This window comes from Pseudoxanthomonas sp. Root630, assembly GCF_001427585.1.
Taxonomy (GTDB): Bacteria; Pseudomonadota; Gammaproteobacteria; order Xanthomonadales; family Xanthomonadaceae; genus Pseudoxanthomonas_A.
This window is the reverse complement of record NZ_LMGY01000001.1, coordinates 404,384-417,927: the sequence shown is the minus strand read 5'-3', so window position 1 is coordinate 417,927 and position 13,544 is coordinate 404,384. Positions and strand designations below refer to the sequence as shown.

Genomic DNA, 13,544 nt, shown 5'->3' with positions numbered 1-13,544 from the left:
CGCCACTTGCGCTAGGCTTCCTTCGCTCCATCACGGGGACGGCAATGAAGACCGCTTGGGCGCTGGGAGTGATGCTGATGGCGACGGGTGAAGCAGGCGCCGCATCGCGCGATGCCACGATAGACGCATGGATGCGCGACTACGGCGGCGACGCGCCGGGCGCATCGGTGCTGGTGCTGGAGAACGGGAAGCCCGCGTTCGAACGCAGCTACGGCATGGCCGAGCGCGAGACCGGCCGCCACGCCACGCCCGCCACGCAATACCGGCTCGCGTCCATCAGCAAGCAGTTCACCGCCGCATGCGTGCTGCTGCTCATGGAGGATGGTGTCCTCACGCTCGACGATCCAGTAAGGCGATGGTTGCCCACGTTGCCGGCGTCAGCGGACGCCGTGACGCTACGCCACCTGTTGAGCCACACCTCGGGGCTGATCGACTACGAAGACCTGATCCCCGACGGCCAAACCGGGCAGGTGCACGACGCCGACGTGCTGCGCCTGCTGGCGCGCGAGGATCGCCTCTACTTCGCGTCCGGCAGCGGTTACCGCTACAGCAACAGCGGCTATGCGCTGCTGGCCCTGGTGGTGGAACGCGCGTCGGGGAAACGCTTCGCCGAGTTCCTGCATGCGCGCGTGTTCTCGCCGCTCGGCATGACGCAGACGCTCGCGCGGGAGGACGATGGACCTGCCGTCGCATCGCGCGCGTACGGCTACAGCCTCGTGGATGGCCAATGGCGGAGAACGGACCAGAGCACGACGAGCGCCGTGCTCGGCGATGGCGGCATCTATTCCTCGCTCACCGATCTCGCGCGGTGGGATGCGGCGTGGTACGACGAACGGCTGTTGTCGGCGGCGTCACGTGCGCTGGCGGTGCGACCCGCTACCGCGACCACCGAAACGGACGTGGCGCACTATGGGTTCGGCTGGCGGCTGCAGGGCCGCATGCGCTGGCATTCCGGCGAGAGCATCGGCTTCCGCAACGTGTTGCTGCGGTTCCCGGATCGCCATCTCACCGTCGTCGTACTGACCAACCGCGACGGCCCTGAGCCTTACCCGCTCGCACGACGGATCGCAGCCCTGTGGGGTGCGGAGCCCTGATGCAGGACGCGTCTCACGATCAGGACTAATGTGACGTGAGAAAGGCTTCTCACCGGCCAGTGCAATGCAACGTTTCTTCTATAATTGTGACCGACGCAACACTTTTGTGACAGCGGGGGCAACGATGCAGAAGCGGACGATCCAACGGATGGGATGGCGGGCGGGAGCACTGGCGCTCCTGCTGGCCCTGGTATGCCCGGCGACAGCGCAGGACTGGACGTATCGCGTGCGTCCGGGCGACACGCTGTGGGACGTTGCGGGTGAATACCTCGCCCCCTCCGTGCCCTGGCAACGCCTGCAGGAGCACAACCGCGTCGCCGACCCCTATCGGCTCACGCCTGGAAGCACGCTCCGCATTCCGGTGCAATGGCTGCACCGCCAGCCAGCGCGCGCCAAAGTCGTCGCCGTCAACGGCGACGCCTCGACCCGGACCACGGCCGGCCGTGCCGCGCCGGTGACGGCCGGCATGTCGCTCGGCAGCGGGGCCGTGGTGGAGACGACACCGGAAGCCTCCCTCAGCCTGCAATTCGCGGACGGCTCGCGCCTGCTGCTGCTCGGCGACAGCGAGTTGCTGCTGGAGCGACTGACGCGTCTCGGGCGGTCCGGCATCGCCGACACGCGCCTGCGCCTGCAGCGCGGACGCATCGGCAATGACGTACGCCACCTGCGGGGCCCTGCGGCGAACTTCATCGTCGATACGCCCAGTGCGTCTTCAGCGGTGCGGGGCACGCAGTTCCGCGTTGAAGCCAATGCGGCAGGCACACAGACCGAGGTGCTGGAGGGACGGGTGGCGGTCAGTGCCGGGGCCCGCAGCGCACTGGTGCAGCGCGGCTATGGCACCGTGGTCGCGCATGATCAAACCGAAGTGACACCGGTTACCCTCCTCGGCGCACCGGATCTGTCCAGGCTCGTGCCGGCGCCGCAGGTGACGCGCGCCCCGCTGGCCTGGCCTGCCGTGGCGGGCGCGCGCCAGTACCGCGTCCAGATCAGCGAGCACCCGCGTTTCGACAGCCTGCGGCTGGACGTCGAGGTCGACACGCCCGACTACACGTTGCCGCCGCTCGAGGAAGGCAGCTACTACGTGCGCGTACGCGGCATCGATGCGCAAGGGCTGGAGGGCCGCGATGCCGTCGCGCACCTGCAAGTGGACGGCCTGCTCCAGCCGCCATACTCCATCGCCCCCGCGGCATCCAGCGTGGTCCGTACGCACGACGTGGCGCTGAGCTGGACGCGTGCACCGGGTGCGGCGGCCTACGACTATGAAGTCGCCGGCGCGGCAGGCTTCACCCAGCCGATCGCCCAGGCGCGCGTGAAAGACGCCACCACGGCCACCCTGGGCGCCATCCCGCCGGGCGACTACCACTGGCGCATCCGCAGCGTGGACCGCGCGGGCACGACGGGGCCTTTCGGCGACGCCATCGCCTTCACCCTGCGACCGATGGCCGAAGTCACCGCCATCGACAGGCATGCCGCCGAAGCCGGGAACACCCGGCAGGTGACGTTCCGCTGGCCCGCAGGCCAGCCGGGGCAGCGCTACCGCTTCCAGATGTCGCGGACCGCCGATTTCCGGGAAGTGACCGTGGACAAGACCGTCGGCGAGGCAGAAATCACCCTGCCCCGCCTGCGGAGCGGCATCTGGTACCTGCGTGCCCAGACCATCGACGTGGACGGCTTCGAAGGGCCTTTCCCCCGCCCGCAGGCGGTCGAAGTGCCCTGCCGCTTCTGCAGGATTGGCGCTGGGGCGGGGGCGTTGCTCATACTGCTCGCCTTGTGAGCACCCCTGCGCCCGCGACCAAATGGAAAGCCCGCCTGCTGACGGCGGTGGGCGCGGCCGCGCTCGCGGTGCTGGTGACGCTGTCGGGCCTGACGGCCACGCCGGACGCCTGGCTCTACGACCGGCTGGTGCGCGGAGCGGCGCCCGATGCGGATCCGCGCATCGTGGTGGTGGACATCGACCAGAAGAGCCTGGCCGAACTCGGTCGCTGGCCCTGGTCGCGACGCGTACACGCGCAGTTGATCGATCGCCTGCGCCTGGCGGAGACAAAGGGCATCGCCTTCAATGTGCTGCTGTCGGAGCCGGCGCTCTTCGATCCGGAAGGCGACGCTCTGCTGGCGCGCGCGATCGGCCGCAGCGGGCGGGTCGTGCTACCGGTGTTCGCGGAACCCGTGCAACGCAATGGCCCCAGCGTGGAGCTGATGCCGATCCCCGAGTTCGCCGCATCGGCGGCGTCGCTGGGCCACGCCGAAATGGCGCTGGAAGAGGACGGCGTCGCCCGCAGCGTCTACCTGCGCGCGGGCCTGGGATCCCCGCACTGGCCCGCCCTGGCCCTGGCGTTGCTGCAACTCGACCAGCCCAGTGGCGCCAGCACGGAACTGCCCGGGCGGCGCCTGGTGGCCACGGAGCTGCCCCCCGCATCGGACACCGACTGGGTGCGGGACCACGAAGTGCGCATTCCGTTCACGTCGCCGCCGAATGCCTTCCGGCATGTCTCCTACACCGACGTGCTCAACCAGCGTATACCGACCTCGCTGCTGCGCGGGAACTGGATCGTGGTCGGCGTGAACGCGACCGGCATGGGCCAGATCGCGCGCGCTCCCGGCCAGCCGCTCACCGCCAGCATGAGCGGCGCGGACTACCAGGCCAATCTCTTGAACATGCTGTTGAAGGATGCCGCCATCACGCCGATGGGCGAAGGCGGACAGGCCCTCCTGGCCGCCCTCCTGGCCGCCCTGCCGCTGCTGCTGTCGATACTCCCGGGCCTGCGTCGCGTATGGCTGCCGACCGTGTTGACCATGGTGGCGGCGCTGGTGCTCGCCGTGCTGTTGCTGCGGTACGGCCACACCTGGTTCTCGCCGGTGCCGGCGCTGCTGGTCTTGGCGTTGGGCGCATCCCTGTGGCTTTACCGGCTGCTGCGGCGCACGCACAAGCAGGCGCAATCCGATGCGTTGACCGGCCTGGCCAACCGCAACCGCTTCGACCAGGCGCTGGATCAGGAGCTACGCGTCGCTCGTCGCAGTGGCCAGCCGCTGTCGCTGCTCGTGATGGATATCGACCACTTCAAGCAGCTCAACGACAGCCAGGGCCACACGGCAGGCGACGCGGCGCTGAAGGCGCTCGGCCGCGTGCTGCGCAGCCGGGCACGTCGCCCGCGCGATCTGGTCGCGCGCCTGGGCGGCGACGAGTTCGCCGTGCTGCTGCCGGAAACTTCCGCACAGGCGGCGGCGACCATCGCGACCACGATCCATGTGGACCTGGCCAACCTGGGCCGCAAACCCCATGGCGCCAACGCGAGCGCGTCGCCGCCGTTCACGGCCAGCATCGGCATCCACACGTTCCAGTCCGGCGACGACCTGGGCCCGGAGGACGTCTTCGACCGCGCCGATGCCGCGCTCTACCGCGCCAAGCAGACCGGCCGGAACCGCAGCTTCAGCCATACCGGCGAGCACGAACCGGTCGGCGTCTCCGCCACGCGGATCTGAGCGACGCCGGCCTGCCGGCCTAGACGTCCACCACCATCCCGGGACGCGCCAGGTCCACCGGCGCACCGTGCCGCTCGCCGATCTCGCCCGCCAGTGCTTCACGCGCTTTGTCCTCGCCATGCACCAGCACGAGCGGGGGCGAAGGCTGGAACTGGCCATACCACTCCATCAACCCGCGCTGGTCGGTATGCGCCGACAGCCCGCCCACCGTGTGGCGCTGCGCGTTGACGCGATAGTCGCGGCCATGGATGCGGACCCACGCGGCACCATCCACCAACCGCCGGCCCAGCGTGCCTTCCGCCTGGTAGCCGACGAACACCACGTGCGCATTGCGGCGGCCGATGTTGTAGCGCAGGTGATGCTGGATGCGGCCCCCGTTCGCCATCCCGGAGCCGGCGATGATGATCGCGCCGTTCTCGACCTGGTTGATCGCCATCGACTGCTGGGTGGTCTCGGCGACATGCAGGTTCGGCAGGCGGAACGGATTGGGCGACTGCGACCAGACCCGGCGCGCATCCTCGTCGAACAGGCCATGGTGGCGCGCGTAGACGTTCACCACCTTCGCTGCCATCGGACTGTCGAGGAAGATCCGCCAACGTGCGAGCTTCCACGCATCCCAGTTGCGCGCGAACCAGTACAGCAATTCCTGCGTGCGGCCCACCGCGAACGCGGGGATGAGCACGTTGCCGCGGTCGCGCCAGGCATGCTCGAAGATATCGCCCAGTTCGCGCACGGTCTCCGGGCGGTCGCGATGGTTGCGGTCGCCGTAGGTGGATTCCATCAGCAGCAGGTCCGCCTGGCGCACCACGGCGGGGTCACGCAGGATCGGCGTGCCCTTCGGCCCGAGGTCGCCGGAGAACACCAGCTTGCGGCCGTCGGCCCAGAGTTCGACGATCGCCGAGCCCAGGATATGGCCGGCGTCGCGCAGGGCGATGTCCACACCCGGCACGATCGTCGTGCGCGTGTCGTACGGCAGCGGCTGCACCTGCTGCATCGCCTGCCGCACGTCTTCGGCAGCGAACAAAGGTTCGACGGGCGCGTCGCCCTTGCGCAGGTGTCGATTCGCGCGCTCGGCCTCGGACTCGGAAAGCGAGGCCGCATCCGCCAGCATGATCGGCATCAGTTCGGCGCTGGCCTGCTGGGTGTGGATCGGCCCCCGGAAGCCGCGCTTCACCAGCAGCGGCACGCGCCCGATGTGGTCGATGTGGGCGTGGCTCAGCACCAGCGCATCGAGCGTCGAGGGATCGAAGGGGAACGGCTCGGCGTTGCGCGCCTCCGCCTCCCGGCTGCCCTGGATCAGGCCGCAATCCAGCAGCACGCGCTTGCCCGCCGCTTCGACCAGGTGCATCGAGCCGGTGACCTCGCCGGCCGCGCCATGGAAATGGACCTGCATGGGTTCGCCCTCCTCCGCCTGACGGCGAGTATGCGGCCTGCCGGGGGGCGAAATCGGCCGTTTGGGCCCGCCCGATGGCGCAAGGCTGAAGGCGATGCGTCTACCACCGGTTTCCGGGTGTGCACCCATGACCTTCGACACACCTGCCCTCATCCGGGCAGGCGTAGAGTCCCCGCACGCCCCCGCCTGGGGGTTCCTTTTTTCCATTGCCCCTGCCCGGGGCCGGAGTAGACCGTGATTGCCCGCAAACCCCAGATCCTGATGCTTTCGCTCGCCGTGGCCGCCGCGCTGGCCGCGTGCGCCAAGAAGGAAGAGGCCGCCCCGGCCGCCGACACGGCCGCGAAGGCGCCTGACGCGCTGGAACTCAAGCTGGACGAAAGCACCCTGCCGGGCGTCAACCGTTTCCAGATCGGCGACCTCGACACCACCAAGAATGCCTGCGCCGACTTCGCCGGCTACGCCAACGGCAAGTGGCTGGCCGCCAATGCGATCCCGAGCGACCGCACCAGTTGGGGCGCCTTCGAGATGCTGGCCGAACGCTCCACCGCCGTGCAGAAGCAGTTGGCCGAGCAGGCCGCCGCGCACGCCGGCGCGACCGGTGTCGAGAAGATCGTCGGCGACCTGTGGTCCACCGGCATGGACGAGGCCAAGGTCAACGCGCAGGGCATCGAGCCGATCGTCCCCGTGCTGAAGACGATCGACGGCCTGCAGGACAAGGACGCCATCGTGGCGTACCTCAATGAATCCGCGGCCAAGGGCCAGGCGTTCCTGTTCGGCTTCGGCGCCGAAGCCGACTTCGACAAGCCCGACACCAACCTGGCCTACGCCTTCCAGGGCGGTCTGGGCCTGCCGGACAAGAATTTCTACTTCGACGCCGACAAGAAGGACATCCGCGACGCCTACGTGGCGCACATCGCCAAGGTCCTGGAGCTCTCCGGCGTGGCCACGGCTGACGCGCAGAAGCAGGCGGCCGACATCATGGCGTTCGAGACGCGCCTGGCGAAGGTGTCGAAGTCGCGCGAAGAAATGTCGCGTGACGTGTCGATCTACTACAACCCGGTGACGCTGGCCGACGCCGACAAGCTGACCCCGAACTTCTCGTGGACGAAGTTCTTCGAATCGCAGGGCGTGGCGCCGCAGGAGAAGTTCTCGCTGGCCGTGCCGGCGTTCCACCAGGAAGTCAGCAAGATGCTGGGCGACACCGACCCGGCCGCGTGGCGCGCCTACCTGCGCTTCCACACCATCGACGGCGCGTCGCCCTACCTGAGCGACGCCTTCGCCAACGAGAACTTCAATTTCTACGCCAAGACGCTGCGTGGCCAGAAGGAGATCGAACAGCGCTGGAAGCGCGTGCTCTCCACCATCGAAGGCCAGAGCGGCGAAGCGCTGGGCCAGATGTACGTGAAGGTCGCGTTCCCGGAAGAGTCCAAGGCCAAGATGGAGAAGCTGGTGGCCAACCTGGGCACGGCGTTGAAGGCGCGCATCCAGTCCCTGTCGTGGATGAGCGACGAGACCAAGGCCAAGGCGATGGAAAAGCAGGCCGCCTTCACCACCAAGATCGGCTACCCCGACAAGTGGCGCGACTGGACCGGCCTGTCCACCAGCCGCGACAGCTACATCGGCAACGTGTTGTCGGCGATGGAGTTCAACTACAAGTGGAACCTCGGCAAGATCGGCAAGCCGGTCGATCGCACCGAGTGGGGCATGCCGCCGCAGATGGTCAACGCGTACTACAACCCGCTGCAGAACGAGATCGTGTTCCCGGCCGCCATCCTGCAGCCGCCGTTCTTCGACCCGAACGCCACGGATGAAATGAACTACGGCGGCATCGGCGCGGTGATCGGCCACGAGATGACCCACGGCTACGACGACCAGGGCAGCCGCTTCGGTGCCACCGGCAAGTTCGAGAACTGGTGGAGCGCTGCCGATTCCAAGGGCTTCAAGGCGCTGACCGGCAAGCTGGTGGCGCAGTTCGACGGCTACCGCACCGCCGACGGCCAGAAGATCAACGGCAACCACACCCTGGGCGAGAACATCGCCGACCTGGGCGGCCTGGCCACGGCCTACGACGCGATGAAGGCGGCGGCGGGCAATACGCCGGACCCGAAGACCGACGGCCTGACCCGCGACCAGCGCTTCTTCCTCAACTGGGCCACCGTGTGGCGCCGCAACTTCACCCCGGAAGAACTGAAGAACCGCATCGCCACCGACGAGCACGCCCCGGCGCAGTTCCGCGCCATCGGCGCGCCGTCCAACCTGCCCACGTTCGCGGCGGCGTTCTCCTGCAAGGCGGGCGACGCGATGGTGCGTGGCGGCGACCAGCAGGTCGTGATCTGGTAAACGCAAATGTAAATTGCGGAACTGTGATTGTTCGAGCTAGTTTCTTCTAGTGGCAAGAAGCCACATTCAGGAGTACAAAATGAAGGAACTAAGCAAGAATGACGTCGAACTAGTTTGCGGAGCAAACATCGCAAGCTCACAAATCCGCACTGAAGTCAGATCGTCCATGGACAACAGAAGTGAGGGGGGCAACTCCTGTACGCCGGGCACATCCAGCTCTACAAACATGCCCTACTTCAACTTCGCGTGTACGTTACGTTGACTAACAAGAGGCCTGATTATTCAGGCCTCTTCTATTTTTGATTAGTGAATGTGCATTTCATCAATCTGCGAGAGCTGTGACAGGCTGCCAGAATATTCGCCACCTTGGTCGAAAGTTTTGTCGCTCGCAAAAGGCTTAACCCGGAGGTGCTTGCTAGAATCGCCCGACCCCTGAATCACGGAACCCCCCTGATGTCCCTCCCGCGCACCGCACTCGGCCGTCCCACCCTGATCGCTCTTGCCCTGGTCCTGGCCCTGGGCGCCCCGGACGCCGATGCGCAGCGCAAGAAGCGCGCCGCGCGTGCCCCCGCCGTCAGCGCGGAGTGCACCGACTTCTACACCGCCACGAATGCCGCCTGGTTGAAGAACCACCCCGTCCCCGCCGGCGAAGGCGGCGTGAGCGTGCTGGGCGCCTTCCGCGAGCGCACCCTGGAGCAGCAGCGCGCCCTGCTCGACGCGGCGATGAAGTCGCCGCAGGGCAACGTGCAGAAGCTGCTGGGCGACTTCTGGGCCAGCGGCCTGGACGAAGCCGCCGTGGAAGCCGATGGCGCCAAGCCCATCGCCCCGCTGCTGGACCGCATCAACGCCATCAAGAAGCCCAAGGACGTCGCGCCGGCCATCGCCGCGCTGCACCAGGTCGGTGTCCCGGTGGCGTTCAACTTCAGCCCGGACGTGGACCTGCAGGCGCTGGACCGCCACATCGGCTACTTCATGCAGGGCGGCCTGGGCCTGCCCGACCCCGCCTACTACACCCGCAGCGACGCCGACACCCGCGAGCTGCTGGGCCGTTACCGCGCCTATGTGAAGCAGGTGCTGGCCCTGACCGGCACGCCGGCCGCGAAGCTGGATGCCGAGTCCGCCCTGGTGATCGACCTCGAATCGCGCCTGGCCCAGGTGTCCAAGCCGATCGTCGACCTGCGCAGCCCGTTCGCCAACTACGCCCCCGTGCCGACCAAGGACCTGGGCAAGCAGTACCGCAACCTGCAACTCGATGCCTTCCTGAAAGCGCAGGGCGTGAACGACGACACCGTCTCGCTCGCCGATCCTGCCCTGTTCAAGCGCCTCGACGGTCTGGTCGCCAGCCTCAAGCCCGACCAGTGGAAGGCGTACCTGCGCTGGCGCGTGGGCGATGCGATGGCGCCGTACCTGGCCAAACCATTCCGCGACGCGGAGTTCGACTTCCGTGGCCGCGTGCTGCGTGGCGAGGCCGCGCCGGCCCCGCGCTGGCGCCAGGTGCTCGACGCCATCAACCTCGCCGCCGGCCCGATGCTGGGCAAGGAATACGCCGAGCGTTACGTGCCGTCCGACCACAAGCGCCGCGCCGAACAGATCGCCGGCCAGGTGCGTGATGCACTGGGCCGCGGCATCGAGCGCAGCAGCTGGTTGAGCGACACCGCCAAGGCCGAAGGCAAGGCGAAGCTGGACAAGCTGAAGATCGAAGTCAGCACGCCCAGGCGCGACCTCGACTACACCGTGCAGCCGATGGGTCGCGGCAGCTTCGGCGGCAACATCCTGATCGCGTCCACGTGGCGCCATCGCGAAGAGATGAAGCGCATCGGCAAGGGCAACGCCGACCGCCGCTGGGACGTGCTGCCGCAGCAACCGGCGCTGGCCTACGACCTGGCGCAGAACCGCCTGATCGTCACCGCTGCCGTCCTGCAGGAAGAGATCTTCGATGCGAAGCAGCCGGCGGCCGTGCAGTACGGCGCGTTCGGCGCACTGGTCGGCCACGAGCTGAGCCGCGGCTTCGACAGCAAGGGCCGCATGGTCGATGCGAAGGGCCAGCTGCGCGACTGGTGGAGCCCGGCCGACGTGGCGGCATGGAATGCCCTGGGCAGCAAGGTCGCCACGCAGTACGGCGCCTACGCCTATCCCGACCTGAAGAACGTCAAGGTCAATGGAGCGCTCACGCAGGACGAGAACCTCGCCGATCTCGCGGGCGTCGAGCTGGCGTGGGATGCGTTCGCGACCGCCGAACCGCAGGCCAGCGCCGCAGCGAAGCAGTCGTTCTACAAGGCCTGGGCCACGTTGTGGGCGCAGAACCTCTCGGAGACCGAGGCGGCGCAGCGTGCCGCCGTGGATGTGCATGCACCCGGCCAGTGGCGTGCCAACGGCCCGTTGACCCAGCAGCCGTCCTTCGCGCAGGCGTTCACCTGCAAGGCCGGCCAGCCGATGCAGGCCAACGAGGCCGAACAGATCCGCGTCTGGCGCTGAGTTCCGCCGTTAACCGCGGGACAAAAGAAAGGCGCGGAATTCCGCGCCTTTCTTCATCCACCGATCACTTGACGATACGCATGCGGGGCGGACCGCGCCGGCCGCGCCCGAATGGCGGCTGGCCGCGCCAGTAGCGGATCATCAGCCAGCCGAACACCATGCCGCCCAGGTGCGCGAAATGGGCCACGCCCGGTTGCAGGCCGGTGAACCCCATCAGCAGGGCGAGTACGGCGTAGATGATCACCAGGGTGCGCGCACGGATCGCCATCGGCAGCGGGAAAATGATCATGCGGTTGTCGGGGAACAGCATCCCGTACCCCAGCAACAGGCCGAACACACCGCCGGACGCACCCAGCGTGGGGTACGGCATGCCGCCGCTGCTCACCATCCACCAGCCGACGCCCAGCTGCAGCAGACCGGCGCCGACGATGCAGACCAGGTAATAGGTGAGGAAACGCTTCGCGCCCCAGGTCTGCTCCAGCGGACTGCCGAACATCCACAGCGCGAGCATGTTGAACGCCAGGTGCGCAACGCCCGACGGATCGTGCATGAAGCCGTAAGTCAGCAACTGCCATGGCATGAAGCCATACCCGACCGGCCTCAGTGCGAACAACGTCTCGAACGCCCCGCCCAGTAAGAGCTGCAGGAAGTAGACGGCGACATTGGCGATCAACAGGTTGCGGGTGACGGGAAGCAAACGGGGAAACATGGCGGTCCTCATGTCATATGCCGCCATGATACTTGTGTCACGTTAAGGCTGGCCGGGACCCCACAGCGCCTCGTCGAGGGTGTCGGCCTTGCGCGGACGCTTCACCCGCCCGTTCTCCACCTTCACGCCCTCCGCGCGCAGGCGCTGGCTCTGCTCGCGATACGCCCGCGAGCCTTCCGGGAATGCGATGCGCCCATCCGAGCGCAGCACGCGGTGCCAAGGCAGCCCAGGATCGTCGTTCTGGCTGAGGATGCGCGCTGCCAGCCGTGCCCGCCCGGGCAGGCCCGCGCGGTACGCGACTTCGCCATAGCCGGCCACCTGTCCGCGCGGGATCGCGCGGATCGCAGCCAGGATGCGGTCTTCGGGAGACTTGGCGCTCATGCCGGATTAGCATAGCGGCATCGGCAACACCGGAGCACGCCATGGAAAACTTCGAACAGGTTCGCGGCCACCTGAATTCTTCCGGCTACAAGGTCACCATGCACGATCCCTTCGTGGCCTGCGTGGAACTGTCGCTGGGCAACGGTAAACGGCACCAGGCGATCTTCCTGTCCGAACTGGGCAACGACGACGAGCGCGGCTACCTGCGCGTGAGCACCGTGATCGCACCGATGACCGGCATCGATGCCCGGCGCGCGCTGACATTCAACTGGCAGAGCAGCGTGGGCTACCTGGCCATCGGCGAACTCGACGGCGTGCCCTACCTGCAGCTGTGCGAGAACCGCCCTTACGAGAGCCTGAGCCCGGCGGAAGTGGACCGCCTGGTGCTGGAGATCGGTGGCCTGGGCGACAGCATGGAGCGCGCGCTTTCCGCGGAAGGCGACCTGCTGTAGGGCGCGCCGCGGCCCGCCATCGCGGACGCCAATGGAAAACGCCGGGCAAGCCCGGCGTTTTCTTTTTCAACGCATGCGCGGAGGCATCACGCCCAGCCGATCGACTCCAGCAAACGCAGCAGGCCGTAGGCAATACCGCCCGCCGCAGGAATCGTCAGCACCCATGCCCACAGGATGCGTTCGATGACGCTGAACTTCAGCGCGCGCGGGTTCTTCGCGAAGCCCACGCCCATGATGGCGGTGGAGATGCTGTGCGTGGTCGAGACCGGCATGCCGAAGTGCGCGGCCACGGTGAGGATCGTGGCCGAGCTGGTTTCCGCGGCGAAGCCGTTGATCGGGTGCAGCTTCACCATCTTGTGGCCCAGCGTCTTGATGATCTTCCAGCCACCCGACGCCGTGCCCAGCGCCATCACGATGGCGCAGGTGATGACGATCCACATCGCGATGTCCTGCTCGCCCGCGCTCCCGGGATGCAGGAACGCCAGCCAGCCCGGCAGGTTGTCCAGCGCACCGGTCGCTTCGGCGCCGAACAGGGTCAGCGCGATGATGCCCATGGTCTTCTGCGCGTCGTTGTGGCCGTGCGCGTACCCCATGTAGGCGGCCGACAGGATTTGCGCCTTGCCGAAGAACCTGTTGACGAAGTGCGGCCGCGCCAGGCGACCCAGCCAGCCACCCATGCGCGCCAGCAGGACGATCAGGCCCCACAGCGCCACCATCACCACGATGCCGAGCAGGAAACCCGCGACCGGCGAGGTGATCATCGGCAGCACGACCTTCCAGAGGATGCCCTTGTTCTGCGTCCAGTCGCCGGCCGCCTGCGACCAGATCAATGCGGCCCAGTCGTTGTGCGCGGCCGCGAGCGCGGCACCGCACAGGCCGCCGATCAGCGCGTGCGAGGACGAGGACGGCAGGCCCTTCCACCAGGTGATGAGGTTCCAGATGATGCCGCCCAGCAGGGCGCACAGGATCACCTGCGAGGTGACCTGCACCACGTTGGTATCGATCAGGCCCGAGGCGATCGTCTTGGCGACCGCGGTGCCGGTCAGCGCACCGATCAGGTTCATGCCGGCGGCCAGCATCACCGCCTGGCCCGGCGACAGCACCTTGGTGGCGACGACCGTGGCGATGGAGTTGGCGGTGTCGTGGAAGCCGTTGATGAACTCGAAGACGAGCGCGGCGAAGATCACCACCAGCACGAGGGTAAGCATGGGCGCGACCCG

General features: G+C 67.6%; 10 protein-coding genes. 6 read left to right on the top strand and 4 right to left on the bottom strand.

What is annotated here, in order from left to right; all coding sequences use genetic code 11:
• Positions 1–71 precede the first annotated feature (71 nt).
• The 3 genes from ASD72_RS01985 (at position 72) to ASD72_RS01975 (ending at position 4,574) form a co-directional block, all read left to right on the top strand.
• Positions 72–1,094, top strand: coding sequence for a serine hydrolase domain-containing protein (locus tag ASD72_RS01985; protein ID WP_235577916.1), 1,023 nt, complete (start codon positions 72–74; stop codon positions 1,092–1,094).
• 124 nt (positions 1,095–1,218) lie between these two features.
• A complete protein-coding gene (locus ASD72_RS01980; RefSeq protein ID WP_162250334.1) occupies positions 1,219–2,868 on the top strand; it encodes a FecR domain-containing protein in 1,650 nt (549 codons plus the stop codon).
• Positions 2,865–4,574 carry a CHASE2 domain-containing protein gene (locus ASD72_RS01975; protein ID WP_056878274.1) on the top strand — a complete coding sequence of 570 codons (1,710 nt, stop codon included), beginning with the start codon at positions 2,865–2,867 and terminating at the stop codon, positions 4,572–4,574. The genes ASD72_RS01980 and ASD72_RS01975 overlap by 4 nt, the downstream gene beginning before the upstream one ends.
• 19 nt (positions 4,575–4,593) lie before the next feature.
• Here ASD72_RS01975 and ASD72_RS01970 read toward each other — a convergent pair whose 3' ends face one another.
• Positions 4,594–5,967, bottom strand: a complete 1,374-nt coding sequence (locus ASD72_RS01970) for an MBL fold metallo-hydrolase (RefSeq protein ID WP_056878273.1) — start codon at positions 5,965–5,967, stop codon at positions 4,594–4,596.
• A gap of 258 nt (positions 5,968–6,225) precedes the next feature.
• Between ASD72_RS01970 and ASD72_RS01965 the strand changes: the two genes are divergently transcribed.
• Together ASD72_RS01965 and ASD72_RS01960 are read left to right on the top strand one after the other, a co-directional pair.
• Positions 6,226–8,307, top strand: a complete 2,082-nt coding sequence (locus ASD72_RS01965) for a M13-type metalloendopeptidase (RefSeq protein ID WP_056878484.1) — start codon at positions 6,226–6,228, stop codon at positions 8,305–8,307.
• A gap of 453 nt (positions 8,308–8,760) precedes the next feature.
• Positions 8,761–10,782 (top strand): M13 family metallopeptidase, encoded by a 2,022-nt coding sequence (locus ASD72_RS01960; RefSeq protein ID WP_056878272.1) that lies wholly within the window; start codon positions 8,761–8,763, stop codon positions 10,780–10,782.
• A 64-nt stretch (positions 10,783–10,846) separates the two neighbouring features.
• On the opposite strand, the gene ASD72_RS01955 is transcribed toward ASD72_RS01960, so the two are convergent.
• Positions 10,847–11,491, bottom strand: a complete 645-nt coding sequence (locus ASD72_RS01955) for a rhomboid family intramembrane serine protease (RefSeq protein ID WP_056878271.1) — start codon at positions 11,489–11,491, stop codon at positions 10,847–10,849.
• Between the two features lie 42 nt (positions 11,492–11,533).
• Positions 11,534–11,872: an MGMT family protein gene (locus ASD72_RS01950; protein WP_056878270.1), complete on the bottom strand. Its 339-nt coding sequence runs from the start codon at positions 11,870–11,872 to the stop codon at positions 11,534–11,536.
• 41 nt (positions 11,873–11,913) lie between these two features.
• On the opposite strand from ASD72_RS01950, the gene ASD72_RS01945 reads away from it, so the two are divergent.
• Positions 11,914–12,324 carry a hypothetical protein gene (locus tag ASD72_RS01945; RefSeq protein WP_056878269.1) on the top strand — a complete coding sequence of 137 codons (411 nt, stop codon included), beginning with the start codon at positions 11,914–11,916 and terminating at the stop codon, positions 12,322–12,324.
• Between the two features lie 86 nt (positions 12,325–12,410).
• On the opposite strand, the gene ASD72_RS01940 is transcribed toward ASD72_RS01945, so the two are convergent.
• Positions 12,411–13,532 (bottom strand): inorganic phosphate transporter, encoded by a 1,122-nt coding sequence (locus ASD72_RS01940; protein ID WP_056878268.1) that lies wholly within the window; start codon positions 13,530–13,532, stop codon positions 12,411–12,413.
• Between the last annotated feature and the right edge of the window lie 12 nt (positions 13,533–13,544).

Excerpts from the sequence above, each read along its gene's own strand:
- ASD72_RS01985 (WP_235577916.1), top strand. The coding sequence starts at position 72 with ATGCTGATGGCGACGGGTGAAGCAGGCGCCGCATCGCGCGATGCCACG.
- ASD72_RS01980 (WP_162250334.1), top strand. The coding sequence starts at position 1,219 with ATGCAGAAGCGGACGATCCAACGGATGGGATGGCGGGCGGGAGCACTG.
- ASD72_RS01970 (WP_056878273.1), bottom strand. The coding sequence starts at position 5,967 with ATGCAGGTCCATTTCCATGGCGCGGCCGGCGAGGTCACCGGCTCGATG.
- ASD72_RS01960 (WP_056878272.1), top strand. The coding sequence starts at position 8,761 with ATGTCCCTCCCGCGCACCGCACTCGGCCGTCCCACCCTGATCGCTCTT.
- ASD72_RS01955 (WP_056878271.1), bottom strand. The coding sequence starts at position 11,491 with ATGTTTCCCCGTTTGCTTCCCGTCACCCGCAACCTGTTGATCGCCAAT.
- ASD72_RS01950 (WP_056878270.1), bottom strand. The coding sequence starts at position 11,872 with ATGAGCGCCAAGTCTCCCGAAGACCGCATCCTGGCTGCGATCCGCGCG.
- ASD72_RS01945 (WP_056878269.1), top strand. The coding sequence starts at position 11,914 with ATGGAAAACTTCGAACAGGTTCGCGGCCACCTGAATTCTTCCGGCTAC.
- ASD72_RS01940 (WP_056878268.1), bottom strand. The coding sequence starts at position 13,532 with ATGCTTACCCTCGTGCTGGTGGTGATCTTCGCCGCGCTCGTCTTCGAG.